The following is a 26,615-nucleotide window of genomic DNA, read 5'->3' as shown; positions in this document are numbered from 1 at the left end:
CGTATGGAGAAACATTCATTATCTGTCATTTAAGGCCCGGCCGATCCAGATTAATAAGTTCTGGGACTCCCCGCAAAGTACTCGGAATACGCTACGAAGGCATGTGGGGTTATTTACCCGGTCAGGCATAGACCAACCGATACAGGAGGAAGCCGATGGAATATACGGATCCCATCAACATATTGCTGGTGGATGACCATCCCGAGAATTTGCTCGCCCTGGAGGCGGTGCTTGCCGAGGAAAACTATAATTTGGTTCGTGCAAATTCGGGGGAAGAGGCCCTTCGCTGTCTCCTGAAGCAGGAGTTTGCCGTTATTGTCATGGACGTGCAGATGCCGGGCATGGATGGCTTTGAAACGGCGCGCTTTATTAAAGCCCGGGACCGGTCCAAGGATATACCGATCATTTTTATTACGGCGACGAGCAAGGAAGCGGAGCATTTTTTTACAGGGTATTCCGTTGGAGCGATTGACTATATGGTCAAGCCGTTCATTCCCCAGACTCTGAAATCGAAAATCGAGGGCTTCGTCAATTTGTTTATCAGCAGCAAAAAGCTGCAAAAACAGGCCAAATTGTTGGAGGAGCAGACGAAGAAGCTGGAGAAGGCCAATAAGGAGCTGCTGCTGACAACACTCAGCCTGACGAGGGCGGAGGCCCAGGCCAGAATGATCGGGGAGACGTCGATTGATGCCATGTTTACCTTCGATGCCCAAGGCATCATCCTGACGGTTAACCCTGCCGCCATCAGCATGTTCGGCTACACGGAGGATGAGCTGGTTGGCGAGAACGTTACGCTGCTTATACCCGATTTGCGGGCATTGGAGAACAAGGAGCGGAACGGGGAGGGAGAAGGCCGCTACGTAACGGGGAAGATCAGTGAGATGAAGCTGCGGAACAAACAGGGCTCTGCCTTTCCCGCGGAAATCCAGATCGGCGAAGCTTACATCGGGTCGGATCGTCTGTTTGCCTGCACGGTCAGCGACATAACAGAACGGAAGAAGGCGGAGCAGGAGCTGCTGGCGGCGAAGGAGGCGGCGGAGATTGCGTCTCGGGTCAAATCGGAATTTCTGGCGACGATGAGCCACGAAATTCGGACTCCGCTTAACGGCGTGATCGGGGTGACCGATCTGCTGATGCAGACGGACCTTAATCCGGAGCAGCGGGAGCTGACGGAGATTATCCGCAAGAGCGGGGACGCCTTGCTGGCGGTCATTAACGACATTCTTGATTTCTCCAAGATTGAGAGCGGCAAGATGGAGCTGGAAGAGGAGCCCTTCGAATTGCGGAGCTGTCTGGAAGAAACCTTTAATTTATTTATGGCCCACAAGAAACAGTTGGAAATGGAGTACCGGGTCGATCCCGAGCTTCCGCAATATTTGTTGGGCGATGTTACCCGGCTGCGGCAAATTCTGATGAATCTCGTTGGCAATGCGGTCAAGTTTACCGAGCAGGGTGGGGTATACGTCTACGCTAACAAGCTGGGAGAGGAGGATGGGCGGCTGGAGATCGAATTTGTCGTCAAGGATACCGGAATCGGGATCGCGGAGAGCAAACGCAGCCAGTTATTCCAGCCCTTCTCCCAGTTGGACTCGTCCATGACCCGTAAGTATGGGGGGACCGGCTTGGGCCTGGCCATATGCAAAAAGCTGGTGGAGCTTATGGGCGGCTCCATTCGGATCGAATCCGGCGATGGCCCGGGGGCGGTATTTATTTTTACGGTCAAGGTTTGTCCATTCGACCTGACAGACATGAAGCGCTCCTATTAGAAGAGAATTTTCGCACGGATCGCAATCGCGGTCTTGGCACCGGTTATTGGGACGGGAGTATTGCGATGGGAGCGGCTGGATCAGCTACTTGATCAGGGATTCCGCTCCGTTTATGTAAATCTCGGTTCCCGTAATATGAGAAGCCATTCTTGTCTGTTGAAGAGGCAGAATTGTGAGTCATCATACATTCCTCCTGTTTCAGGTTATAGCGTCCTATTAGCCGGTGAAAGGTGAAAGTAATTATCTAAGTTGATTATAGGATTGTTGCAGCGCCCTGCCAATGATGGCGGAGGCGCTTTTTCATTAGACGGAGATCTATTCATATTCGACGCAGGGAGTTTGGACAGACCTGTTCTGGACAATAATGGAATAATGAACTAACGCTGCAGGCCTTACGGCTAATGATCAAGGAGGATTATGAATCATGCTCGGAATATTATTAGCGGCATTATTCCTTGTTGCACATGTCTATGAAACGGTATGGGTTTATCGGGACACTCTGAAATATAAGGGACCCGGGGCAGCTGTGGAATCAGCCCTGCTCGTTTTTCTGCTGCCGGTGGTCGGGTTAATCTTTCTAATGTCCGCGGCTGAGAGCGCGCAGAGGAAATCCGCTTCTGATATGCCGTCCGACGGGACGCCGGAAACTCTTTAGTCATTACTGAGCAAGGCCGCGGGGAAAGTCCACCGCGGTTTTTTCCATTTAACGGCGGCCTATTCTGGTTCTGACCAACAGTCTTCCGGTTTCATCCTCCCGGCTATTTTTCGGCTCAAGTTCTATAAACCTATTCCTCGCTCCGCAAGCTTTTGACTAATATCCCCTTTGCTCAGGCTGCCCCGAAATTGAAGGCGATACTGATTACCCTTCCTTTAGCGGAATGACTATCCAAGAACAACCGTCAATGAGGGGAGGATATTTAACGGTTCGGTTCTGCCGGGAATGGCTCACCATCCTGAGGCTCGCATCATTTCGCCCATCATCCGATATCTTTCTGACGAATAGGGATAGTAAAACAATAGAATTTAGGTTTGCCCATTCGCCCATTCGCCAAGTGAGGAAAATTGATCATCGCTCCACTAAGTCGGGCCGTCCCGAAAAAACCGCCTCCCCTTAAATCCCCCGGCAGTTAGCCACATCCGAATCGTGTTAGCATGCACTGTTCACCCGATTCGTTGCTTGAAGCTTCGGAGCTGCCTTCCTTCGAGCGGACTGGATGGTTATTATAGTCAATAACTGGTAAAGGTTTCTTTGGCGTGGGCCGGATTCGCAAAAAAGATCAAGTCTTAGCCTGAATGAACATGATAAGCTATGAACTATAGGAGGGGGGAGCTGTGGGTGGTCTATGACGAGCATGTCCGGGCGGTCAAGCGATCCATCCGGTATATAGAAGAGCATCTCAAGGGCGACTTGTCTTTGGAGAAAGTGGCCGATCAGGCGGCCTTTTCGATGTATCATTTCCACAGGATGTTTCAGGCCTATGTCGGAGATACCCTTGCAGACTATATCCGCAAGAGGAGACTGGCCTGCGCCGCCGGGGAATTGCTCAGCACCGAGAGACGAATTCTGGACATTGCTTTGGAGTACCAATTCGAGTCTCAGGAGGTTTTCACCCGGGCGTTCAAGAGGATCTATTATATGACGCCGGGCCAGTATCGAAAATATGTTCAAACCTTACTCACGAGAAAGGAGAGAAGGGGACAAATGGAACCGATCAAGCAGGAGCCGTACGGATGGAAGTTGACAGGCACTCATCCGCATCTTTATACAATGGGGGTTGATAGGCTGGTAACCCATCAAGGGCGGGCATCCGGATATTTAATGTCCGAATCCGAGCAGTTGGAAGGCTTCGCTACTATGATGCAGATGTTTAAGGCTGACCGCTACTTGGGCAAAAGATTGAGATTGACCGGCTTCGTCAAGTCCGATGACGTGAAGGGCTGGGCGGGCTTATGGATGAGAATAGACGGTGCGGACGAGGATATGCTCGGCTTCGACAATATGGGGAATCGCCCGATTGGAGGAACCACACCCTGGAGCCAGTACAGTATTGTATTGGACGTTCCAAAGAGCAGCAAAGAAATAGCAATCGGCGTGTTGTTGTACGGGCCGGGGAAAATTTGGGTCGATAGTTTGCGGCTTGATGAAGTCGACGAGAAGATCCCGACGACAAATATTGACCTGATGGAAGAAATTCCGGAAGAACCCGTCAATTTGAGCTTTGATGAAGCACCGGAGGACCAATGACGCGAAGCATATCGGGAGTCGATAAGCGTTCCAAAGCAAAGCTGCTAAGCCGCTGCCCGTTTAACTTGCGAATCATCTTGACATCTCATTCACATAGATTTATATTATAATCACATACTTAAAGGTTAATGAATATAACATTATGTGTCCAGGATATGAGGTTGGAAAGCATGATTACCCATGATCAAATCAGGGAAGCGGCCAGGAAGCTTGCTTCCGGCAAGGCATATGACAAAATAACGTTTGCGGATGTCGCGGCCGCTGCCGGAGTCCATTGGACATCCGTCAGACGATGCTTCGGCGGCAAGGAGCAAATGAGAAAATGGCTGGCAGACATTCAGGAGGAGGACGGGGCCGGATTCGCGGATACCCGCTCACGGATTTTGGATGCTGCTGCCGAAGTGTTCACCCGATCGGGATTCGCCGGGGCGACCCTGGATCAGGTAGCGGCCGCGGCGGATATGACCAAAGGGGCCGTGTACTGGCATTTCTCGGGCAAGCATGAGCTGTTTCTGGAGCTGTGCGAACGAAGCCTGGCTGCGCAGCTCAGAGTCCTGCCGGCACAGGCCCATTCCGCCCTCGCTTCGGAGGACCCGATTGAGTCTATAGCCTTATGGTTGATGTCGCAATTGGAGTGCGGACATTCCGGCAAGGATGAGCAGGACCCTTCCATGTTATTTTTTGAATTCGTTGTCTCAAGCCGTGATCCTTCGGTAAGGGAGATGCTGAACCAAGCATACAGCAGCATTATCGAGGGGACGAGCGCCATATTTCAGGAGATGCAGGATAACGGTTTGTTGAAGAGGAATATAGCTCCGCAGGCTCTGGCAACTCTGTTCCAGGCTCTTATTTACGGCATGCAGCTAACTAGAATTATTGACCGGAATCCGGACCGCTTGCGTTCCGGTGTAACGGCCGCTTCTCAGGTTCTGTGGCAAGGACTGGAGCCGGAATCGGGCTCGTGATGAAGCCCGTATTATTACGGGTTTTTGTTTGAAATTAACATACCTATGAGTATGTTAATCGAATATTTAACAGTATGTATTTTTGGCGAAAGGAGGGAATTGAATGCTTTAAATAGACTTACCAAAGGTTGTAACTGTATGTCCTTGGACAAGGACGGCGACAGTCGTTTCTTCTGGATTACCCATTCCCAATCTCAGAAAGGAAGGATCACTGTGGTATGGATATTAACGGGCATCGGTCTGTTGGCGGCAGCCGCTTTGATGGGATATAGCCGGCAGCGGGTTCGGCGGGCCGAGTCGGAATTTCCTCCGACAGGGGAATTTGTTACGGTCGAAGGGATTCGGCTTCATTATAACAGCAAAGGCCGGGGCCGGCCTATCGTATGCCTGCACGGGGGGATGCTGTCGTCCGCTGATTATTCGGGTGTCATGGAGCTGGCGTCCTCTCAATACAGGGTGCTGGTATTCGACCGGCCCGGATACGGATATAGCGAGCGTCCCGGCAAAGGGATAATGACGCCGCAAAACCAGGCGAGGCTTCTCCATGAAGCGTTGAAGAAGCTGGGCGCAACAGAGCCTATTCTCGTCGGGCATTCCTGGAGCGGTTTGCTCGTGCTGTCTTATGCGCTGCAATATTCCGATGAGCTTGCCGGAATCGTTCTGCTGGCTCCCGGAGCCTATGGGGGTAAGGCTTATCCCGCGGGTATCGCCGACCGGATACTCAATGCGCTCGTTCTCTCTCCCTTCGTAGGCAAGCTGCTTCTCCATACTCTGCTAGTCCCGCTCGGGGGTCTGGCGGTCAAATCGGTGACCGACGCCACCTTTGCCCCGGACCCTGTTCCGCACGATTATCGCAGACTGGCGCAGGCGGTCTGGCCCCGGCCGGCACAGATCCGGGCGAACCGGGAGGATATCGAAGGCTTTATCCGGAATGCGGATGCCGTCAGCAGCAGATACGGGGAACTGCGGCTTCCTGTTGTTATAGCGGTCGGTGACTCGGACCCGTTCCGTCCCGAGCTGCAGGCTTACAGGCTGCATCGAGAGATCCCCCACTCCAAGCTGCTGAAGATCGAGCACACCGGCCATATGATTCCGCAGGCAAGGCCTGAGGCCGTTCTGCAGGCACTGAATCTGCTGGAGAAAGAAATAGCTGCGAGAGAAGGCCAGACAGGGCCGCGAACGGCTAACGGTTGAGTCCCGGCGCCGCTTGGTCGTATCCTTGACGCAGGCTGTCGGCACAGCCGGTCCACCGGCACAATAAAACAGGCGGTGAGGTCCGCCTGTTTTATTGGTTGGTCCGAAATTCACCGGAACTACGGATGAATTTCGGTTATTTCAAAAACGCATCCAGCATCCATTTATGCTTCTGCAGTGAGCCTTGGATGGCAATCATCATGTCTCCGGACGGCTCGTCCCCTTCTTCTTCGGCCGCTTTGATGCCTTCCTGCAGCTCGTTGATCATCGTCGCAAAATCCTGGGATACGGTGCGGATCATATCGGTCGGCGACTCGGAGCCGGTTGCTTCCTTGATGGAGGATAGCTCCAGGCTTTCCTTTAATGTAGCTACCGGCCTTTTGCCCAAAGACAGCAGTCGCTCAGCCAAATCGTCCAAATACTGGGCGGCCTCGTCATAAAGCTCTTCCAGTTTGACATGGAGGGTGAAGAAATGGTCTCCTGTAATATACCAATGGTAATTGTGCAGCTTCATGTACATCACCGACCAGTTGGCAACTTGCTGGTTCAGTACCGTCGTTACGGATGTCATCGTTTTTGGCATCTTTGTACCTCCTTGATAAGCTATATTGAACTTGCTTGACTGTTCTTTATTTACCCCAAAAACCGGTTTTTTAACCAAACCAGGAATCTTTAAGTTCTTTATTCGTGTTAATAAGATTGCGGGCTGCTGTCCCTTTTTACCAAAATTTCTTAAATAAAAAGAATGGCATGAAGAGTGAGAATGATTGACGAACCAGCTATAATTGAAAAGGAGGAAGAAGGCAGAAAATTACTATAAAAATTTACAGCCGCCCTGTTTCAAGCGACGTGAAATTCGTGTATATAATTATTGTCGGATTGTTTTGACGAAGGGAAATTTTTCAAGTGCATTAAGATGAAAAGTGTGGGGAAACAAAACTTCTAGCGGCATGGGAGGAAAACAGGCATGTATCCAGAGAAGAAGTTTAACATTTACAAGGAAGTGATGGCGGACGAAATCGTGGTGTACCTTAGCGGAGAATTGGATTTATCGGTAGCTGCGGAGATGCGTTCCGATCTGGAGCCGTTCATTAATCAGACCAAAAGAGCACTAACATTAAATCTTAAAGATTTAAAATATATCGACAGCACCGGCATAGGAATTCTGGTTTCCATCTTAAAAACCCGGGATGCGCTGCAAGCTCCTTTCGGAGTGGAGGAAATCCCGCCGAAAATTAATCGGTTGTTCGATATTACGGGAATTTCACAATATATTCACCCGATAGAGGGATCATCGGAAAGGAAAGAAGAAATCATATGAGCGACTTCCAAAATCACAGCGTCAGTTTAAAAGTTCCGGCAGACGCGGAATTTATAGACATTGTCCGGCTCACCCTGTACGGAATTGCATCAAAATGGGGATTTTCTTACGAAGAAATCGAGGACATGAAGGTGGCTGTGGCCGAAGCCTGCAATAATGCTGTTCTGCATGCCTATCAGGGAGAAGAGAAGGGGCAGATGGAAATCAGGTTTGAAATGCGGGAAGACGGCATTCGAATCAGCGTCAAGGACGAAGGAAGCAGCTTTGACTATGAGCAGAAAGAAAGCCAGGCCGAATCTCTGCATGACAAACCGTTAAGCGAAGTTAGCGAAGGGGGCTTGGGCATCTTTATGATGCAAGCACTCATGGATGAGGTCCAGGTGCATACACAATCCGGAACGGAGGTTATACTGACCAAATTTCTCCAAAGGAAAGAGGAATTGGCATGAAGCCAGAGCAAGCCACGCAAGACCCCAACAATAAAATAGCGGCTATACTTCAATACCAGCAGACGGAAGACAACGAGATAGCGACTGACCTGCTGCTCCATTACGAGCCTATTGTCAAGATGGCCGCCGGGAAAATGTCCCGGAACCGCCCCGACCTGTATGAGGATTTGTATCAGGTTGGGCAGATGGCTTTGCTGCGACTTTTCAAGCAGTACGACAGCACGCTCGGGATCCAATTTGAAGCCTATGCGATGAAGAGTCTGATCGGACATATGAAAAATTATTTAAGAGACAAGTCGTGGTACATTCAAGTTCCCCGGCGGATTAAGGAAAAAGGGCTGATGATTCAACAGGCGGTTGATGAGTTGACTATGAAGCTGGAGCGATCCCCGAACGTAGATGAAATTGCGGAATACTTGGAGCTGACGACGGAGGAGACGATTGAGGTGCTGGCCGGAAGGGAATGCTATAATTACGTTTCGTTGGATACTCCTCTGGCTAACGATGAAGGAAGCGCAACCATCGGTGATTTGATAGGCAGTGATGCGGACGACTTCGGAATGGTCGAGAAAAGGCTGGATCTGAACGAAGCGCTGCTTCTTCTGAAGGAAGAAGAGAAGAAGGTGCTGATGCTCGTCTTTAACGAAGGGCAATCGCAGAGGAGTATCGCCCAGGTGCTGGGAATCTCCCAGATGAGCGTATCCCGCATTCAGAAGAGAGCGATAGAAAAGCTGAAACAATATTTGAACGGACATCAATCATTGGTGGACAAGTAACAAGACACGTCATGGGGGAATGGCGTGTTTTGTGTTTTTTTGCACTGTTGTGGGGATTTACAGAGTTCCCTGCATGCGACTGCAGAGAAAAATGGGTGAAACAGATTCGACGAAATCGATTATAATGGGGATAAGGCTTTCAAGGATCCGATAAATACCGATAAATACTATTCATTCTGTCTATAATAGGAATAAAAATCCGGATCTGGCAAAAGGGCCGGTTAAGAAAGGATGTTGCTTCAATGGGCGTTAAATTCGGCCGAGAGTATGAGGAGATTATTGAAGAATTGACCGGAGCCATGTCCGGTGTAAGAAACTGCAACGAGCTGTTCGAGATGAGCGAAGAGGATTGGCGGGAGATGGACGAGCAGGAGCGGAAGGATTGTATAACGACATTAGCCGATGATATTTTTTATGGCTTGGGCGCGGAGCCGACGATGAGCTTCGGTTCCTGTCAAATTGTCTACGACCGGGACAATCACCTGATCAAAATTGCCGCAGAGGAAAAGGTCGTTCATATTATCCGGTTAATTTAACCGTTTACCGGGATGAGAAAAAGGAAGCCTAGTCTTCCTTGCTGCGGATGACCAGAAGCTTCCCTTCGGTAAGTGTAATGCGACCGGTATCAGCGGTCAGCACATTGCTGATTCCTAACGACTGGCCGGTCTTAAGCTGCGCGTCACACAGCGGGTACAGAAACCCTTCGAGGGTGATGCCTCTTACTTCTTCTGTGAAAGGAATAAGGGAAAGATAGGCGTATTCATTGCGATGGACAATCCATTCATCGTCTATAAGCGTGATTTCGTTATATGCATCCACGATTTTGCAAGGAACGCGGGCTTCCAGCCCTTTGGCCAGCAGTTGAAGGTTGGCCATGGAATGGTCAAGACGGGAACCCATGACGCCGACCAGGACGATTTCTTGCGGGTGAAGAGCCAGCGCTTCGTTGAAAGCCATCTCCGTATCGGTATAATCCTTCATGACCGGATCACATTCTACCCAGCGTTTGCTTGATTCACGGATCCGTCCGATCTCTTCGGGGCGAACGGAATCGAAATCGCCGATCGCCAGATCCGGGCTGTACCCATGCTGTACCAGGAAGGCCGCTCCCCGGTCTGCTCCAATCAGAATGTCTCCGCGTCCAATCTCGCGAAGGGCCCAGTCCCCCAAGCTTCCGCCGCTTACGATAACAACAATTCCGCCTGTCTTAGAAGATATGGCGTTCACAGCGCACCTCCTTCTGACCTTGATTTTCACTGAAACTAACGTATCATACGAAGGAAGACTTGAAAAGTGCCAATAAGGCTGGAGAGAGTGTTCCCGCTTTATTGCAGGCTGGACACCACTTAGAAAGATTAAGCTTGATAATATATACGAGTTGTTGTATGGTTATTACCAAGTCGCATTATTCCAATTGAATAAATGGGAATAGGTGCTTGTAGGCTATGCCTTGCAAGCTTAAAAGGGAATTCGGTGTAAGTCCGAAGCGGTCCCGCCACTGTAACAAGGAAGTCGCAGCAAGAACGCCACTGGTCGACAGACCGGGAAGGCAGCTTGTGATGATGATCTTGAAGCCAGGAGACCTGCCTGTTCCAACAACACTAAATGAAACCTACGGGAGATAGGCGGGTGTTAATTAATGTCCAGTTACCTGACATAGCTGGGACATTTTCGCCATTCATTCTTTTTCATTTAGGCGGGAATGTCCTTTTTTTGTTGCATGGATACGCGTTAGAAGGGATTTGAAAGTGAGAGAGGAGAAGAAGACGATGAATACGGAGAAGAGAAATGGGCTGACCAGCGGAAACCTCGGTTATCCGCGGATTGGCGAAAACAGGGAATGGAAGAAGCAGTTGGAGGCGTATTGGGGAGGCAAGCTGGAACAGGAAGAGCTGCTGGCTTCGATGAAGGAGATCCGTCTTAACCACTTGCGCAAGCAGCGGGAAGCCGGGCTGGATTGGATTCCGGTTGCCGATTTTACTTTATACGACACTATGCTGGATACCGCCGCCATGTTTGGGCTTGTGCCGGACCGGTTCGATTACACGGGGGGCCCCGTTCCGCTGGAAACTTATTTTGCCATGGCACGGGGCAACCGTTCGGCGGCAGCTTGCGAAATGACGAAGTGGTTCACTACAAACTATCATTACATCGTCCCGGAATTCGGCGAGCGCACACCTTCGCTTGTAGATAACCGGATTCTTGCCCTCTATAAGGAAGCGAAGGAAGAGCTGGGCATCGAAGGCCGGCCGGTTCTGATCGGTCCCTATACCTTCCTGAAGCTGTCCAAGGGATATGACCGCACTCGATTCCAGGAGGTTATGCAGAGCCTGCTACCGGCGTATGCCCAGCTTCTGCAGGAGCTGGAGCAGGAAGGAGTGCAGTGGCTGCAGATGGATGAACCGGCCTTGGTTATGTCGGTGACGGACGAGGAAATGCAGGCCGTTCGGGATAGCTACCATTATCTTCATTCGGCGGCGCCCCGGTTGAAGCTTCTGCTGCAAACCTACTTCGATTCCGCCGAGCGTTACTCGGAATTGGTGGCCTTGCCGGTACAGGCGATCGGACTGGATCTGGTATCCGGCCGCACCCGGCATTTGGACGCTCTAGAGCAATATGGATTCCCGGAGGATAAGCTTCTCGCTGCGGGTGTTGTAGATGGCCGGAATATATGGCGCACCGATTTGGATGACCGGCTGCAGCTGCTGGAATCCATCGCCCGCAAGGTGCCTTACGAGCGGATGATCATCCAGCCGTCCTGCAGCCTGATGCATGTGCCGATCAGCCTGGCGGCAGAGACGGCGCTGCCCCCGGAGCTGAGGAATGCGCTGGCCTTCGCCGATGAGAAGCTGGAGGAAATTGCGCTTCTGGCAAAAGCGATATGTCTGGGGGCGGAGCAGGAAGAGGTGAAGACTCGATTGCAAGCGAGCCGTGAGGCTCTGCGGGCATTGAAGGCATCGCCTCTGAGAGCGGCTCGGGCCGGTCAGCCGGCGGAGGCGATTCTTGCAGCGAAGACAAGGACGCCGTTCGCGGAACGCCGGAAGGAGCAGCAGAAGGCTTTTAATCTGCCGCTTCTGCCGACGACTACGATCGGCAGCTTCCCCCAGACGGCGGAGGTTCGCAGGGGAAGACGACTGTGGCGCAAAGGTGAGTGGACGAAGGAGCAGTACGACCGGTTTATCCGTGAACAGATTCGCGAATGGATAGCCATTCAGGAGGAGATTGGCCTGGATGTGCTCGTACACGGGGAGTTCGAACGAACCGATATGGTGGAATTTTTCGGCGAGAAGCTGGCCGGCTTCGCCTTCACCGCCAACGGCTGGGTTCAATCCTACGGCTCGCGCTGTGTGAAGCCCCCGATTATCTGGGGCAATGTCGATTTCGTAGCGCCTATGACGGTGGAAGAGACGGTCTACGCCCAATCTCTAACCTCCAAGCCGGTTAAAGGCATGCTGACGGGGCCGGTGACCGTGTTGAACTGGTCCTTCGTGCGTGACGATATTCCGCGCAAGGAGGTAGCCGAACAACTGGCATTAGCTTTGAGAAGTGAGGTCGAAAGTTTGGAACAGGCCGGTATACGCATGATCCAGGTCGACGAGCCAGCACTCCGCGAAGGGCTGCCGCTTAAGGAAGAAGACCGCGAGGAATATTTGGAATGGGCTGTGGGGGCATTCCGGCTGGCGACATCCGGAGTGAAGGACAGCACTCAGATTCATACCCATATGTGTTACTGCGAATTCAGCGATCTGATCGATGCTATCCGCCAGTTGGACGCTGATGTGATCTCTATCGAAACCTCACGCAGCCACGGAGAGCTTCTCGAAGCGTTCGAGACCGACACATATGATAAAGGAATAGGGCTGGGCGTCTACGACATCCACAGTCCCAGGGTGCCATCCGTTGACGAAATGACCGGCCTGATTGAGAAAGCTCTGCGGGTGCTGCCCGCTTCGCTGTTCTGGATCAACCCGGATTGCGGGCTGAAAACCCGGGCCAAGGAAGAGACGGTCCAATCCCTGAAGCATATGGTTCAGGCGGCCCGCCAAGCCCGCGAAGCTTTGTAGCCTATTCATTATTGCGCCGCAGTTCCAGCCGTCGGCATCAGAAAAATAACGAAGTCTTCGAAGGTGCTTCGAAGACTTCAACGGCTTTTATCAGCAGCGAGCAGCGGGCTGGTCCACAAATTATTCTCACATGCCTTTGGCAGCTATCCCTTTCGCTCAGTCAGATGTGCGGCAATCTATACTTTGTTCTCCCGCCCATTTGACTGTTATCCCTTTCGCTCAGAAAGATGTGGCTCCCATCCCCACACCGCTTTGCCGGTCGGACTTTATTTAGGCCGGGAAAGCAGCCGCAATTTGCATAAAATCATAAGATTGATGGTCGCCTGCTCTTTACACTCCGAGTCGACTCAATTACTTTTTCTGAGTTGAAGGGATAACAGTCCAAAGGATGGCAGCAAAGATATATGCACCTGAATTGTAGAATGTGGTTAAAATACGTGGAAAAACGGCACGTAGAACCGAGTTTTTTTGCTTAGCTGTAGGTTTTCCGGTAAGTTTTAGTCTTTGCCCTTAGAGGAGCAAACTAGTTGTATGATTTCCGTTAGACGATTATGACGCCGGGCCCTGTTATTTAAAAAAATCATTCACTTTATTTTCATCTTCAAAGTATTTCTGAGTGAATTTACTGAGTTCATCTTCGCTTTTAAATTCGCTTAAATCTTTTCCGTACCAGGATTCTAATGATTCCCTCGTCACCCTATATTCTTTTTCAACGAATTTAAAATCAACCCAATCCGCATTTTTAACCAACGCAAATATAAATGTAGCATTGTATAACGCAAGCTCTTTGTAGTCCGCTGCTATTTGATCTGTTGTTTCTGCAGGCACATAATTCAAAACAATTCCATAAGGCGGTTCTGTCGTTTTCAGTTCCAACTCACTTATTTGTTCGCCTGTTGGACTTGGTAACTGTTTAGTAATATTGCCAACTGCACTGTTATCGCCAACGTAAGAATCTTTATATTGGAATAGATCTTCGTTTACGACGCCATTGGAATTAGAATTACATCCACTTAGGAAAAGAAATACCAATAATGAGATGAAGAATCCGGTTGTTATTTTTCGCATCAATTAATCCTCCTTAAAAATCGCCAGGCCTGACTACCGAGCCCCCTTATTAACATTGTCTGCTTCGTTGTTTGTACAAGGGCTGAATAATATTTTGGGTCAGGGGAAACAATCCGAAGTTATTTGTCATGTCAAATCCAATTGATATTTTCAAATATCATCTAAATAGTCTAACAGAACGTGTGTCAAAAAAACAGTTATTGTGCGGAAGGGCGAATTTTCGAAATGCTTACGCTCGAAAATCGTTTTTTTTGAAACATAATGTCGGGTAACACGTATTAATTTACAAGAAACGATCAACGACCCGCATAATATGTTCTGGAAAGAAGGGTTGATTATGCTGGAATTGTACTGGGGCTGCCTAATCTTCGGGCTGCTGTTTGCCCTCGTGACCGTTCTGCTGGGTGATGTGATGAGCCACGCTCTGGATGGACTGCTGGATTTCCTGTCGGTTGATTTTCTGCAGCCGATGGTGATTGCCGGGGGCGTAACCATCTTCGGAGGAGCGGGCATTCTGCTTACCCGGTATACCGGATGGGCGGTCTGGGCCGTATTGGCGCTGGCCGTTGGACTGGCGATTCTCGGAGGAGCGGTTATCTACCTCTTCTATGTGAAGCCTATGAACGAAAGTGAAAACTCCATAGGGTATTCCATTTACGATCTGAAAGGAAGTGTTGGCGAGGCTATCATTTCCATTCCGGAGGATGGATACGGGGAAGTCGTTCTTAAGGTAGGAGCCGGCGTAAGCAATCATACAGCAGCGAGCTTCGACGGAGAGTCCATTCCGGCAGGGGAGAAAATAGTTGTTGTGGAGGTGAAGGAGAGAACGCTGTTTGTTTCCCGATTTGACGCTTAACCATCCAGATGAGAGGAGAAGAAGCTATGGAGAATCTTCCAGATTTCTTAGTAATACCGGGTATTATTTTGGCGGTTATTGTTATTCTCGGACTCGCTTTCTGGGCCCGGTACAAAACGGTAGGACCCGATCAGGCGATGATTGTAACAGGGTCTTTCCTCGGATCCAAAAACATTCAGATAGATGAATCCGGGCGCAAGCTGAAGATCGTCCGCGGCGGGGGGGCCTTCATATGGCCGGTGTTCCAGAAGGCCGAGTTCCTGTCGCTGTTGTCTCACAAGCTTGACGTATATACTCCTGAGGTATACACCGAGCAAGGAGTGCCGGTTATGGCTGACGGGGTTGCGATTATCAAGATTGGCGGTGCAATTGAAGATATTGCTACGGCAGCCGAGCAGTATATGGGCAAGCCTATCGAATCCCTTAAGGGGGAAGCCCAGGAAGTTCTCGAAGGTCATCTGCGTGCCATTCTGGGAACGATGACGGTGGAAGAGGTTTATAAGAACCGGGAGAAATTCGCCCAGCAGGTTCAAGCGGTTGCTGCTAAGGACCTGATGAAGATGGGGCTGCAAATCGTCTCCTTCACCATCAAAGATTTAAGGGATAAACACGGATATCTGGAAGCTCTCGGTAAGCCCCGGATTGCGGCGGTCAAGAGAGATGCCGATATTGCCGAGGCCGAGGCGATCCGCGACGCCCGTATCCAGAAGGCTAAAGCCTCGGAAGAAGGACAGAAGGCCGAATTGCTGCGCGATACCAATATTGCGGAGGCGGAGAAGGAACGGGACCTGAAGGTGGCCTCCTTCAAACGGGAGCAGGATACGGCCAAGGCGGAAGCCGATCAGGCTTACTTCATTCAGGAAGCGAAATCCAAGCAGGTCGCTGTGGAAGAGCAGATGAAGGTAGAGCTTGTTAAGAAAAACCGGGAAATTGATCTTCAGGAGAAGGAAATTCTCGTTCGCGAGAAGCTGTATGACGCGGAAGTGAAGAAGAAAGCCGATGCGGACCGGTATGCGGTCATCCAGGCTGCTGAAGCGGAGAAAGCGAAGAAAATGCGCGAAGCGGATGCTCTTCAATACAGAATTGAGGCGGAAGCCAAAGCGGTTGCGGAACAGAAGCGGATGGAAGGTCTTGCTATCGCTGATGCGGAGCGGGCTAAAGGTTCGGCCGAGGCCGAAGTAGTCCGGCTGAAAGGTTTCGCCGAAGCGGAAGCGAAGGAGAAGCTGGCCGAGGCGTTCCAGAAATTCGGCGAGGCGGCTGTCCTTGACATCATTGTCAAGATGCTTCCGGAGTTGGCCGGCAAAATTGCCGAACCGCTGGCTTCGATCGATAAGCTGACGGTGGTGGATACCGGCAATGGCGAGGGAGCGACCCGTGTAAGCAATTATGTGACCCAGCTTATGGCTACCGCACCGGAGATGCTGAAGGATGTCTCGGGTATTGATTTGAACCAGCTTGTTCATCAACTGACCCACAAGAAGTCGGACAGCGCAGAAACCAAGCCGGTGCTGCCGGTTTCCGAAGCTCCGAAGTTCGATATAAATCCGACGGAAGACAAGTAGAGACGGAATCATTAGAATAAATCAAGATCGACGATGTATGAAAAATAAGCAACCTTAGCCCGGTTGGATTCCGGACTAGGGTTGCTTATTGGTTTGTTGCCTAGTTTAATGTATCCAGCATCCGCAGCAGCATCACTACAGCTTCTGCCCGTGTCGTATGTTCATTCGGTGCAAATTGATTGCCGTCCCGTCCACGGATGATTCCTTCCTGTACGGCTGCGGCTGCGTATCCTTTGGCCCAGCCGGGGATGTCGGCATCGTCGGCAAAGGACGTAGAATGGTCGGACGGTAATTCTACGTTCAGTGCGCGGATAATCATGGCCGCCATCTCCACGCGGCTGATCTGCGCATCCGGACGGAAGCTGCCGTCCTCATAGCCGTTGATTATACCTGCTTGCACCGCCAGGGAAATGGCCGGCTGCGCCCAGTCGCCAATCTGATTGCGGTCGGCAAAGGCCAGAGGCTTGGCATTGCCCTCCAACTGAAGCGCCCGTGCCAGCATCAACGTAAATTCCGCCCGGCTGACCGTCTTATCCGGTTGGAAGGTATGGTCGGGATAGCCATTGATTAGGCATTGCTGGACGGCATCTTTAATATGTTTATCTGCCCAATGTCCGTTGATGTCCGTAAAATTAACATCGACGCAGGCCGGCGCTTCAATTACCGGTTCCTCAACAGTCTTCTCAACGGCGAACACTGCGAATTTGGCGAAGTGATCGACTTCCGCAGTCACTTTTCCATCGTTCGCCGTTCCGCCAACTTCAACCCATTCACGTTTATCTTCATCGAAATAGAAGATAGACGGCATTTGGTTCTCGCCAACTTTGCTTGGATCATAAGCGATTGTAAGCGTCACTGGCTTCTTGAAATTGCCTTCAACATCCTTCACGATTTCGAAGACGGGACTGACGAGCTTATATTCAGGCATAGATACGTTTAACGGGGAGTTCCATTTCCGGATCGTTAATAATAAGTCTCGATCAAACGCGCCTTCCGGAAGGATAATGGATACTTCCTCACCGAGGCTGGCTGTTCCGCTGCTGCCTGCTTTCAACGTCACCGTGCTCGATGGCGGCAGATGGACAGCGCTCCAACTTCCGGAGCTTGCTCTTACGATGACGTTAACTGCGGCTTGGATATGATCCGGATTGTCAACACCTTCCGGCAATTTCAGCTTGCCTACGAACACATATGTGCCGGCTTGATGGCCGTCATAGGCCGGGGTACCGCCATCCCAAATCACGGTTGCCTTCGTCGTGGATTCATCATTCAAAGTCACCATGACACTGGAAGGCAGCTTCAAATCGGTTATTGCGGTTCCATAGTTTACAGAAATATCATCCAGTTTTTCTGCTTTCTTCGCATAGACAGGGCCGGCTTTAACAATGACACGCACTATCGCTTGAATGTTATCCGGATTGTTGACTCCTTCCGGAATATCCAATGTGCCCGAGAATACATACGTGCCCGCTTGATTGCCGTCATAAGCGGGAGTACCGCCGTCCCAAGTCACCGCGACAGCTGCTTTAGTATCGTCGTTGAATGTGATTTCGACGCTGGCAGGCAGCTTCAAATCGGCCAACACAGTTCCGTGGTCTACAAAAATGTCGGCAAGCGCGGCAGCTTCTTTAACGATAGTCTCAGTCTCCCGGGCCTTAACGATCACCCGCACTTCTGCCTGAATTTTCTTAGGATTTTCAACGCCATCCGGCAATTCCAATTGGCCTGCGAACACATAGGTGCCGGCTTTGTGGCCGTCATAGGCCGGAGTACCGCCATCCCAGGTCACTTTGAGACTTGGCTTCGTACCGTCGTTTAAGGTCACTTGAACGGTTTTTGGTAAATCCAAGCTTTCCAATGCTGTTCCATATGCTGCAGAAATGTCGGACAATTCGGCGGCTTCTTCCACAATGGCTGCTGCTGTCGCGGTTACCGTCCTTGGTTCACTGAATTCACTTTCATTATGCAATCGGTCAACCGCTGTTACCGCATAGGTATACGTCTTGCCCAAGGTCACATCCCGGTCGACATAGGAGGCCAGATCGGACTTGCGCATTGTAGTTAAAATATGAGCAGGATTATTCCTGTCCGGCACTTGATCGCCGGAAGCACGGTAGATGACATAATAGGCCGTGCTGTCATCCGTATCTGTCCAGTTCAACTGAATGCCGCTCAGAAGAGAGAACGCTTCTATAGCGGGTGCTTCAGGCGCCTCTGTTTCCAACCAGGGCATGACCGGAACGAGTGACGGGTATTTATAGACCTCGGCGATCTTATTCCTTAAATCCGGCTTTCCTATCAAATCCCTTGTCGTAAAGTGGATGCTGCCCTTTACTTGCTCGTAGTTTAAGTTATAAATCAATTGATTCGGGATCTCGTAAGGATCCGTAAAGTTAGCGTCCGAGCCTACTTTATAATCGGCATGACCGATATAAAGATGAGTATTGGCGTTATGCTCCTCAATGAGTTCACTCCACCAGTCCACCAGAATTTCATACGCCGCAGGGGCAAACCCGAAGCTCCAATAGATTTGCGGAGCAACATAGTCTATCCAGCCTCCAATAACCCACTTGCGAATATCCGCATGGAGATTATCGTAGCTTGGCTGTCCGGCGTTCGTGTTCGATCCGTCGGGATCTACGCTTTTATTGCGCCATACACCGAACGGGCTAATGCCAAATTTCACGTAATTCTTTTCCTTCTTAATTTCCCGGCTCAGGTTATAGATTAGAGTATCTACATTATGCCTGCGCCAAGCATTAATATCCCCGGGATAATCCTTTCCGTACTTGTCATATGTCGCTTGGTCGGGGAAGCCTTCTCCGTCAAATCGATTCGGATAGAAATAGTCATCGAAATGAACGCCGTCGACATCGTATTTTTTTACGACTTCCATGACGCTATCCGTTATATATTGAATGGCCTCCGGGACGCCCGGATCGTAATACAATTTGCCGCCATAGGACATGACCCAATCCGGGTTCTGGCGTGCCGGGTGGTTTTCGACTAATTTGTCAATATCCGTATTCATGCTGATCCGATACGGATTGAACCAGGCATGGAATTCAAGATTGCGCTTATGCGCTTCCTCAATCATAAACGCTAACGGATCGTACCCGGGATCCTTCCCTTGGACTCCGGTGATCCAATGGGACCAAGGAGCCAGTTCCGATGAATAGAAGGCATCGGCCGTCGGTTTCACTTGTACGACCACCGCATTCATGCCAAGCGATTGATGAAAATCGAGCAGGTCGATGAAATCCTGTTTTTGCTGCTCAGGATCGTTTGATTTGGGCCAGTCGATCCTTTCTACGGTCGAAATCCAAGCGGCCCGCAGCTCTCTTTTGGGCGGCTGAAGATCGGGATTGTTTACGACGACGGTATAAGTGGCGTTCTTGCCGCCATACTTTGCGGTAATGATGGAAATGCCCAGCGATTTTCCTTGAATCCATCCGTTTTCGTCAATGGCGGCTACACTTGGGTTGCTCGAAGTAAAGGTGACGCCCTCCTTAAGCTCAACTTCAAAAGGTTCGATATTGTAGGTTCCTATCACCTTGGCTTGTTTCGAATCGCCAATCTCCATAGCCGTAAGTCCGGTTAACTTGATACTTTGCAGAATTGGAATCGGTATTCCGACGCTAAGCTCGAGAGTATCCGATTGGTTTCTGTAGGATGCGGTTAGAGTCGTTCTCCCTATGGAATGGGCCTCTATAAGCCCATTCTCATCGATCGTTGCCACTTTCTCATCGCTGCTTGAATATGTGACTCCGGTCAGAATTCGCACAGGCTCGGACACCCCCCTGAAGGTAGCGAACAGCTCCGTTTGAGCTTGCTCAAACATCTGCAATTCGGCGGCCCCGATCAAATCAAGATGTTCCACAAACGGGTCATCATCGGTTACGATCAATTCATAGGTTGCGTCAAAAACACCATAGGACGCTGTAATGGTCGTTACCCCCTTGCTTATCGCAGTAACGGTCCCATTCTCATCCACGATGGCGACATTTTCGTCACTGCTTGTGAACACTATCGGCCCCTGAACTAATTGAGGAGCGGTATACCCTTCACGTGTCTCGAAGACTTGTGCGGTTTGAGTTTCGCCGGTCTTCATCGGAGTCAATCCAAGCAGATCTAATCCGTATAACCCTCCCGTATCGCCGTAGAATACGCTTACACGATCGAAGTAGGCGGTTCCCACCGTTTTATTCAGATCGTTGGTTTGTGCTATATAGATCCGGCGAAGTTTAATCGGATCTGTAAATTCCGGTTTGGTCAGCTGTTGGGGGATGTTGACGATCACGTATTTCCATCCTGTCCAGTTAAAACCTGTGGTTGATGTAAAATCGGCAACGTAACCCGTATTGAACTCTGCACGGAGCCAATGTTTATTATTGCCGTCTCCGTATACCCACAGGCCCAGCTTGGTCGGCTTGCCTTCTAAAGTTCTGGAATCTGAAGTTCCAGGATCCAAGAAGTTTACATATGCGGCTGCCGTACCGCTTTCTTGGACCAGGTTATAGGTTAGTTTGGCCGAATGACTGCCATAGAGAACCGGCTCCGGTCGGCTTGCCGATTCTAATTTTCCCGTGGCTTTTATAAAAGAAGCTGTGACGTTCTCATTCCCGAAATCTTCGACTACTCGAACAATTGAAGGAGTGGGTTGGCCGTATGTAGTCTTGGTGACCGATTCCTCATCGGCTGTTTGCGCCAGGCCGTATGTAGCCATAGTAACTGAATCATCATTGGTGGATGCGGAACTAGCTGCAACAAAATTGGCACCGCTTACAAAAACGGAAAGTAAAAGTACTGAAACCATAACAAGTGAGATCGTACTTTTGGTTTGATGAAACCACTTCGCCAATGCTTATTCCCTCCCCATCTTTCACTTGTGCAGTTATTAAATTTAGTTAACTGCATAAAATTATGAAACATTATTTCACCCCTTTGTTAGAATATAGTATATAAAACGGAAGTATTCAATCGTAAATTTCAAAATTATCCAATTTCTAGAATGAAGAATTTTACATGAAACAGTCGGTTCAACACCTTCAACGTGGAGGTACAGCTTTCTAGAATGGCTGCTGATTTATTCTATAAATGTCGAAAAGAAAACCTTAATGGTGGAATAAGAAGGATTTTGTAAAATTGTGTCGAACAATGCACATATCCACTTAATCTAATCGATGCTTTAAACCCATTATCATCTGTATGAGACGGAGTCCCCGAAATGAGACGATGGAGTAAATTTATCCGAATATTCATTTTATTTGCCGGTGTGGTTTGCATTGGTTTCTTGTTCATACGGGCAGATGCTGAAATAGCAGATCGCCTTCCATTGACGGAGTGGGAGTATTACTGGGGGGATTTCCCCATTGGCTCTGATGGAGATTTACAGTGGGAGAGCAGTGCGGATCAGGAAGGAATCCACGATAGCCATTGGCTCCCCGCTCAACAGACGATGAATCTTCCCGGAAGAGGGGACTGGAATGTACTATGGCTGAGAACGACACTTCCGGCCATCTCATGGAAAGATCCGAGTCTGATTATCCAAATATATGAAAATTTCAAGGTTTACGTCAATGAACAGCTGGTATATCAGTATGGGGACGTCGATAATAGAGGCTATAACGCTTATCAAGGGACTCCGGAAAGGGTAGTGCTGCTCCCGGCGGAGCAAGAGGGTGGAACACTTTATATTAAGATATATTCCGGGTCGCCCAATATAGGAATGCTGGATTACCCCGAATTGACGGGTTATTCGGATTATATTCTCTCACTGCATAAGCAGCAGGCGGCCCGCTTCATACTTGGCTGCTTTTACATCATTGCCGGGCTGCTGTCGCTATATCCGTTCTATAAATTGCGGCTCAAGCCGTTTCTGTCCTTCGGCGGGTTCGCGATCAGCTTCGGCCTGTATACGATCTGCCGGACGACGATTATTTATTTTTATTACGATAACCCTCAGGTATGGATGTATCTGGAGCTGGTTTCCTTGATAGCCGGAATGGCCTCGGCCATCATTCTAATTATTCAGTTGTTTGAGGATTCCCAAAGCGTCCGGCCCATGAAATGGCTTTGGAAGGTCCACCTGTTATATGGTCTCGTCTATATCTCATCGGCTTATATAGGGAAGGTGCATTTGCTGACGGGGCTGTTTTACTATCAGTTGTTATTGTTCGTCACTATGGCGGTAACTATTGTATACTTGTCGATTCTTTCCTTCAGGAGAAACAGGGAAGCGCAGATTGTGCTGCTGGGAACGGTGTGCTTCAGCCTGGCAGGAAGCATAGACATCTTGGACAGCATGTTTTTCGGTATGAATATTCCTTCGATTTCCTATCTGGGAATGCTGCTGTTGGTTCTATGCCTCGTGATTGTGCTGATCCGCAAATCGTTCCACATGATTAACCGGCTGAGATATACCGAGAAGCTGTCTCTGGTAGGCCAGTTAGCGACCGGTATAGCTCATGAAATCCGGAACCCGCTGACAGTCATCTCCGGAAATCTCCAATTGATGAACAAGCAGCCCAACAAGAGGGATACGGTGCCTCTAATGCTGGAAGAGGTTAATCGGATTAATGAAATTTTAAGTGAATTGTTATACTTGTCGAGAACGCAGCCTCCTACTTTTGAGAAATATGATTTGATTCTTGTGTTGAAATCGGTCGTTGCTTTATTCCGGAGCCAGTCCACGGAACAGCCCATCCATATTCATTTCCGGAATGAGGAGGAAGAGCCGCTATTGATTTGGTGCGATGCCAATCGGCTCAAGCAAGTCTTCGTCAACATTCTTAGAAACGGGATCGAGGCTATGCCCGAAGGCGGCAATATGGAGGTAGCGGTCCTCCGGGAACGGGATGGGGTACAGATCCAATTTATGGATGAAGGAGTCGGGATAGACGCTAATGATTTGCCGAGTCTCGGTATGCCCTTCTTTACGACCAAGGCTAACGGTACAGGATTGGGACTGGCCATCAGCCATAAGATTGTAGAAGAGCACGGAGGGGAGCTCGGTATGTTCAGCCGCCCCCAACGAGGGACAATGGTCGTCATTAAACTGCCGCTTCGCAGCAGAGTTAAAGAAAAGCAGGGAAGCTTGCCGATAAACGGAAGAACCTCGCAATCCTGAATCAGGAAACGAGGTTCTTTCTGTTTATTCACCGATAAACGCGCCTTTTCAGGAAGGCGGCAGCCATTTATCCTTGCTGCCAATATGAGCTTGGGGCGTTCGGTGATTATGCAATATACCGGTTTTCCAGCTCGCGGGTAGAGATGGCGATAATTTTCGGAACCAGAAGCTCATTCTTGGTTCTTAGTCTATCCCGGCCTTGCGGGTGAAGAACATACATCATAAATTTAAGATAGTATTGCGTAGCAAAGGAGAACATTCCTTTGGGCAGATCAATGACGGTAAATCCAAGCTGGCTGGTGCCCCGGTGAATGAGGCTTATTCCGTACAGCCCTTTGACGTCTTTATATTGAGGATCATTTTGTAATAAGTACAGAATTCTCGGAAGCATCGCTTCTGTCCGCCGGATCATTTGGATAGCCAGATGCACCGAGCTCTTCGACTGGCTGGTCAATTGAACGAGCAAATCGTTATTGAAATGCAGTTCGGCGATCCGGTCCCCTTTGGAAATAATAACGCCATCATTCAGCTTGATCGGGCTGCCATAGTATTCTCGGCAGCGCAATTGGAGGAGAGAGTCCTCCTCGGAAACAGGAACAATATGAAATAACCGGACAAAGCACCGCTCCCACAATAACCAGGCGGACAGCATCAGGCGTCTGATGAAGCCGAGCTCGCCGGCAGCGGGGACGGCCTTCTTCGTTTCGGGAAACATCTGATCCACTCGAACGAATTCGAAGGAATGATCCCACTCCGCCAAAGTCTCCTTCAGTGCCTCGAGCATATAATGCGGTGCCTCTTCATCGGCTCCGAAGGTATCACCGCTGTCATGGAGCAGGATAACCGATCCGTCCGTCACCCGGGTGAGCAGCAGCTTCTTCAATTTCTGCTTGGCCGCTTTGGCATTCCAGTCGCGGGCCATTAGCGACCATAAGACAATCGAGTACTGCCGGCGCAGCAGAAAGTCGCCCAAGTTAAGAATCCCCCAAGGGGGGCGGTAGTAAGTTGGGCGAACGCCCGTAATCCGCTCAACAATGTCGGCGGAACGATCAACGTGGTCTTTTCTTACTTTGTGGGGGGTCATCAGCCAATTGGACTTATGGGTATAGTTATGAATGCCAATTTGATGTCCTTCCTGATGAATTCTGCGGATCAAGTCCGGATTTCGCTCCGCTTTGGAGCCCAGCACAAAGAATGTGGCCTTGATATTGTACTGGTTCAGCAGATCCAGTAGCTTGGGTGTGTAATTAGGATCGGGACCGTCATCAAAAGTCAGGGCCACCTGCTTAAGCTTGCTGCCCTTGCGGTGGATTCCCCAACCGAAGACGCGTGATATGATCCATGGCAGGATCATATACAGTCCAAGGAAGGTTAACCCTACCCACAATATTTTCTCTCTCATTTCCCTTAACCCCTTCACTAAGGAAAATTAATACAGTCAGCGGACGGCGTAAACGGCTTCCGGAGGCTGATAAGCGTTCCAGGAAGTTTCCGTCCGGAGAATTTCATCCACGGCGTTAAGCGCCGCATTCTTGGCTCCGAACGTTCCGGCTTTAATCCGCATGTCCCTTAACAGCTGCGGATGGCGGAGAACGTGGGACAGCTGGGCATGCAGCTCGGCTTCCTTCCTGGCAAGAATCGCCACTCCGGAACGAACCCAGTACGCCGCGTTGTCCTGTTCTTGTCCCGGAAGCGGCTTATACAGCAGCATTGGAAGCTTCTGTGCTACCGCTTCGGATGTGGTCAGTCCGCCTGGCTTCGTTATGACAATATCGGATAGAGCCATCAGTTCGTGAACATAGTCGATATACCCGGTTAACATAACCCGATGAGGGGAATGAACCGTTTCCGACTCCAAATACTGCCTGAGCTTCTCGTTATGGCCGCAGACGACGATGAATTGGACCGGGCCGGGATGCAGTAGGTCAGACCATAGAAGAGAGGTCGATTCCTTACCGATCATACCCAGTCCTCCGCCCATAATAAGAACCGTCGGAATCGATGGATCAATTCCATATTTACGTCTTAATTCCTCCCGGTTCATCTCCTGGGAAAAATGAGGGCGAACGGGGATGCCGGTTATCGAGATTTGATACTCATGCACATGATGCCTCAGCAGGGCATCGCGCACTACATCAGAGCCTACCAGATAACGGTCGGTATACGGATGGATCCAATAGCTATGATCCGTATGATCCGTAATTGTCGTAACGGTGGGTACCTGGGTCAGACCGTGGCTTTTCAGCAATGACATAGCCGCAGCCGCCGGAGGAAATGTGCTGACTACTACCGTAGGCCGCTCCTCCTCTAACAATTTTATCATACGATTGAGATCAAACAATTTGATTTTCTTAAATAATTGCGACAAAGAATTGTCCGTTCGTGTTTTTTGAAAAAAGAAGCCGTATACGTTAGGGAAATGTTTGACCCATTGCGCATAGCAAAACTTGCCGATGTTATGAAGTTTTGTGTAATTCCATTCCATAAAATCAACAATCTTCACCTGTACATCAGGGCCGTAAAGTCGAGAAGCTTCCAGAATGGCTTTAGCGGCTTGTTTATGTCCATCTCCGAACTCGCCGGATAATATCAAAATTCTATGCTGTTGTTTTCCGTTCACTTCAAGAACACCCCATTTGCAACAATTCTCATTGCACTTATTGTAAAATACTTTTGGATGTCACGGTATTGACTTAAGACCATTTATAAACCTAGACTTAGGTCGGGTTGCCATGATGTGGACGATCAATAATTTATGTGGATGAGACGTTTGTCAGCCCCAGCGGTTTAAATTTCACATCTAAAGCTTAAGTTCAATATTAAGAAATGATTCGACGGTTCCAAAAGGAATCCTAGATACTTGATGTACACTATATAGTTCGGGAGTTCCCCGTAGATGATATGAATCAAAGGCCTCACGTCACTTCGTGGGGTAATTGTATTCTTCTACTTCTTATTTTAATACAAAATGTTAAACGAATTGCCTATCAAATCCTAAATTTTTTCTTAAGTCCATCATAAGCGGCAGGAAATTGAGGAAGGCTATTGTCAATTATTTCAAAAAAAGACCTCGATTATACTGGTTATTCTACCATAATTCCAATTATTAGGTTGAGATTCTTTTTAAACACCCGTTTGAAATGTTGGTATTCAACATTATTGTCTTACGCATGTTGCTTTTTTCCGGATGTTTTCGTTAGGGCATCTATACTAATCTTGG

Annotated in this window: 19 protein-coding genes and 1 riboswitch; of the genes, 13 read left to right on the top strand and 6 right to left on the bottom strand. The window is 49.6% G+C overall.

The features are described from left to right. Window positions 1–155 precede the first annotated feature (155 nt). The 5 genes from ACTHRH_RS09390 (at window position 156) to ACTHRH_RS09370 (ending at window position 6,170) form a co-directional block, all read left to right on the top strand. Complete coding sequence (locus tag ACTHRH_RS09390) at window positions 156–1,766, top strand: ATP-binding protein (RefSeq protein ID WP_440415235.1); 1,611 nt, start codon at window positions 156–158, stop codon at window positions 1,764–1,766. Between the two features lie 424 nt (window positions 1,767–2,190). Further along, on the top strand, window positions 2,191–2,421 hold the full coding sequence (locus tag ACTHRH_RS09385; protein ID WP_144934706.1) for a hypothetical protein: 231 nt from the start codon (window positions 2,191–2,193) through the stop codon (window positions 2,419–2,421). Window positions 2,422–3,075: 654 nt separating this feature from the next. Further along, window positions 3,076–4,011, top strand: coding sequence for a helix-turn-helix domain-containing protein (locus ACTHRH_RS09380; RefSeq protein WP_440415233.1), 936 nt, complete (start codon window positions 3,076–3,078; stop codon window positions 4,009–4,011). 170 nt (window positions 4,012–4,181) lie between these two features. After that, window positions 4,182–4,976 (top strand): TetR family transcriptional regulator, encoded by a 795-nt coding sequence (locus ACTHRH_RS09375; RefSeq protein ID WP_186328284.1) that lies wholly within the window; start codon window positions 4,182–4,184, stop codon window positions 4,974–4,976. A 138-nt stretch (window positions 4,977–5,114) separates the two neighbouring features. After that, a complete protein-coding gene (locus ACTHRH_RS09370) occupies window positions 5,115–6,170 on the top strand; it encodes an alpha/beta fold hydrolase (RefSeq protein ID WP_440415230.1) in 1,056 nt (351 codons plus the stop codon). 136 nt (window positions 6,171–6,306) lie between these two features. Here ACTHRH_RS09370 and ACTHRH_RS09365 read toward each other — a convergent pair whose 3' ends face one another. Continuing rightward, on the bottom strand, window positions 6,307–6,753 hold the full coding sequence (locus tag ACTHRH_RS09365; RefSeq protein WP_379288018.1) for a Dps family protein: 447 nt from the start codon (window positions 6,751–6,753) through the stop codon (window positions 6,307–6,309). A gap of 384 nt (window positions 6,754–7,137) precedes the next feature. Between ACTHRH_RS09365 and ACTHRH_RS09360 the strand changes: the two genes are divergently transcribed. The 4 genes from ACTHRH_RS09360 to ACTHRH_RS09345 all read left to right on the top strand — a co-directional run bounded on the left by ACTHRH_RS09360 (window position 7,138) and on the right by ACTHRH_RS09345 (window position 9,252). Continuing rightward, the gene (locus ACTHRH_RS09360; protein ID WP_144934696.1) at window positions 7,138–7,491 is read left to right on the top strand and encodes an STAS domain-containing protein; all 354 of its coding nucleotides are present in this window, start codon (window positions 7,138–7,140) and stop codon (window positions 7,489–7,491) included. Further along, window positions 7,488–7,940 carry an anti-sigma B factor RsbW gene (gene rsbW / locus ACTHRH_RS09355; protein WP_144934693.1) on the top strand — a complete coding sequence of 151 codons (453 nt, stop codon included), beginning with the start codon at window positions 7,488–7,490 and terminating at the stop codon, window positions 7,938–7,940. Before ACTHRH_RS09360 ends, rsbW begins: the two co-directional genes overlap by 4 nt. Beyond that, on the top strand, window positions 7,937–8,716 hold the full coding sequence (locus ACTHRH_RS09350; protein ID WP_150960487.1) for a sigma-70 family RNA polymerase sigma factor: 780 nt from the start codon (window positions 7,937–7,939) through the stop codon (window positions 8,714–8,716). Before rsbW ends, ACTHRH_RS09350 begins: the two co-directional genes overlap by 4 nt. Window positions 8,717–8,958: 242 nt before the next feature. Continuing rightward, window positions 8,959–9,252: a hypothetical protein gene (locus ACTHRH_RS09345; RefSeq protein ID WP_144934687.1), complete on the top strand. Its 294-nt coding sequence runs from the start codon at window positions 8,959–8,961 to the stop codon at window positions 9,250–9,252. Window positions 9,253–9,280: 28 nt separating this feature from the next. Here the strand turns inward: ACTHRH_RS09345 and ACTHRH_RS09340 are convergent, their stop codons facing one another. Continuing rightward, window positions 9,281–9,943, bottom strand: a complete 663-nt coding sequence (locus ACTHRH_RS09340) for a thiamine diphosphokinase (RefSeq protein ID WP_260982033.1) — start codon at window positions 9,941–9,943, stop codon at window positions 9,281–9,283. Between the two features lie 186 nt (window positions 9,944–10,129). Then, a riboswitch (cobalamin riboswitch) is annotated at window positions 10,130–10,321 on the top strand. 164 nt (window positions 10,322–10,485) lie between these two features. Here ACTHRH_RS09340 and metE point away from each other — a divergent pair. Continuing rightward, window positions 10,486–12,780 carry a 5-methyltetrahydropteroyltriglutamate--homocysteine S-methyltransferase gene (gene metE / locus ACTHRH_RS09335; protein WP_440415282.1) on the top strand — a complete coding sequence of 765 codons (2,295 nt, stop codon included), beginning with the start codon at window positions 10,486–10,488 and terminating at the stop codon, window positions 12,778–12,780. 567 nt (window positions 12,781–13,347) lie between these two features. On the opposite strand, the gene ACTHRH_RS09330 is transcribed toward metE, so the two are convergent. Continuing rightward, complete coding sequence (locus tag ACTHRH_RS09330; protein WP_379288013.1) at window positions 13,348–13,848, bottom strand: DUF4825 domain-containing protein; 501 nt, start codon at window positions 13,846–13,848, stop codon at window positions 13,348–13,350. A 337-nt stretch (window positions 13,849–14,185) separates the two neighbouring features. On the opposite strand from ACTHRH_RS09330, the gene ACTHRH_RS09325 reads away from it, so the two are divergent. After that, window positions 14,186–14,704: a protease gene (locus tag ACTHRH_RS09325; RefSeq protein WP_144934681.1), complete on the top strand. Its 519-nt coding sequence runs from the start codon at window positions 14,186–14,188 to the stop codon at window positions 14,702–14,704. 26 nt (window positions 14,705–14,730) lie between these two features. Beyond that, window positions 14,731–16,266, top strand: a complete 1,536-nt coding sequence (locus ACTHRH_RS09320) for a flotillin family protein (RefSeq protein ID WP_379288010.1) — start codon at window positions 14,731–14,733, stop codon at window positions 16,264–16,266. 100 nt (window positions 16,267–16,366) lie between these two features. Here ACTHRH_RS09320 and ACTHRH_RS09315 read toward each other — a convergent pair whose 3' ends face one another. After that, window positions 16,367–20,992, bottom strand: a complete 4,626-nt coding sequence (locus tag ACTHRH_RS09315; protein WP_440415225.1) for a family 10 glycosylhydrolase — start codon at window positions 20,990–20,992, stop codon at window positions 16,367–16,369. Between the two features lie 501 nt (window positions 20,993–21,493). Here ACTHRH_RS09315 and ACTHRH_RS09310 point away from each other — a divergent pair. Further along, window positions 21,494–23,395 carry an ATP-binding protein gene (locus ACTHRH_RS09310; protein WP_440415223.1) on the top strand — a complete coding sequence of 634 codons (1,902 nt, stop codon included), beginning with the start codon at window positions 21,494–21,496 and terminating at the stop codon, window positions 23,393–23,395. A 106-nt stretch (window positions 23,396–23,501) separates the two neighbouring features. Here the strand turns inward: ACTHRH_RS09310 and ACTHRH_RS09305 are convergent, their stop codons facing one another. After that, the gene (locus ACTHRH_RS09305) at window positions 23,502–24,797 is read right to left on the bottom strand and encodes a polysaccharide deacetylase family protein (protein ID WP_440415221.1); all 1,296 of its coding nucleotides are present in this window, start codon (window positions 24,795–24,797) and stop codon (window positions 23,502–23,504) included. Between the two features lie 36 nt (window positions 24,798–24,833). Further along, complete coding sequence (locus tag ACTHRH_RS09300) at window positions 24,834–26,015, bottom strand: MGDG synthase family glycosyltransferase (RefSeq protein WP_379288004.1); 1,182 nt, start codon at window positions 26,013–26,015, stop codon at window positions 24,834–24,836. Between the last annotated feature and the right edge of the window lie 600 nt (window positions 26,016–26,615).

Source organism: Paenibacillus sp. SAFN-117 (assembly GCF_051966115.1).
In the GTDB taxonomy this organism is placed as follows: Bacteria; Bacillota; Bacilli; order Paenibacillales; family NBRC-103111; genus Paenibacillus_L; species Paenibacillus_L residui.
This window is presented reverse-complemented; position numbering and strand designations above follow the sequence as displayed.

What these genes read in the sequence shown, in the direction of transcription:
- ACTHRH_RS09390 (WP_440415235.1), top strand. Translation starts at nt 156, where the DNA reads ATGGAATATACGGATCCCATCAACATATTGCTGGTGGATGACCATCCC.
- ACTHRH_RS09385 (WP_144934706.1), top strand. Translation starts at nt 2,191, where the DNA reads ATGCTCGGAATATTATTAGCGGCATTATTCCTTGTTGCACATGTCTAT.
- ACTHRH_RS09380 (WP_440415233.1), top strand. Translation starts at nt 3,076, where the DNA reads ATGAACTATAGGAGGGGGGAGCTGTGGGTGGTCTATGACGAGCATGTC.
- ACTHRH_RS09375 (WP_186328284.1), top strand. Translation starts at nt 4,182, where the DNA reads ATGATTACCCATGATCAAATCAGGGAAGCGGCCAGGAAGCTTGCTTCC.
- ACTHRH_RS09370 (WP_440415230.1), top strand. Translation starts at nt 5,115, where the DNA reads ATGTCCTTGGACAAGGACGGCGACAGTCGTTTCTTCTGGATTACCCAT.
- ACTHRH_RS09365 (WP_379288018.1), bottom strand. Translation starts at nt 6,753, where the DNA reads ATGCCAAAAACGATGACATCCGTAACGACGGTACTGAACCAGCAAGTT.
- ACTHRH_RS09360 (WP_144934696.1), top strand. Translation starts at nt 7,138, where the DNA reads ATGTATCCAGAGAAGAAGTTTAACATTTACAAGGAAGTGATGGCGGAC.
- rsbW (WP_144934693.1), top strand. Translation starts at nt 7,488, where the DNA reads ATGAGCGACTTCCAAAATCACAGCGTCAGTTTAAAAGTTCCGGCAGAC.
- ACTHRH_RS09350 (WP_150960487.1), top strand. Translation starts at nt 7,937, where the DNA reads ATGAAGCCAGAGCAAGCCACGCAAGACCCCAACAATAAAATAGCGGCT.
- ACTHRH_RS09345 (WP_144934687.1), top strand. Translation starts at nt 8,959, where the DNA reads ATGGGCGTTAAATTCGGCCGAGAGTATGAGGAGATTATTGAAGAATTG.
- metE (WP_440415282.1), top strand. Translation starts at nt 10,486, where the DNA reads ATGAATACGGAGAAGAGAAATGGGCTGACCAGCGGAAACCTCGGTTAT.
- ACTHRH_RS09330 (WP_379288013.1), bottom strand. Translation starts at nt 13,848, where the DNA reads ATGCGAAAAATAACAACCGGATTCTTCATCTCATTATTGGTATTTCTT.
- ACTHRH_RS09325 (WP_144934681.1), top strand. Translation starts at nt 14,186, where the DNA reads ATGCTGGAATTGTACTGGGGCTGCCTAATCTTCGGGCTGCTGTTTGCC.
- ACTHRH_RS09320 (WP_379288010.1), top strand. Translation starts at nt 14,731, where the DNA reads ATGGAGAATCTTCCAGATTTCTTAGTAATACCGGGTATTATTTTGGCG.
- ACTHRH_RS09315 (WP_440415225.1), bottom strand. Translation starts at nt 20,992, where the DNA reads ATGGCTACATACGGCCTGGCGCAAACAGCCGATGAGGAATCGGTCACC.
- ACTHRH_RS09310 (WP_440415223.1), top strand. Translation starts at nt 21,494, where the DNA reads ATGAGACGATGGAGTAAATTTATCCGAATATTCATTTTATTTGCCGGT.
- ACTHRH_RS09305 (WP_440415221.1), bottom strand. Translation starts at nt 24,797, where the DNA reads ATGAGAGAGAAAATATTGTGGGTAGGGTTAACCTTCCTTGGACTGTAT.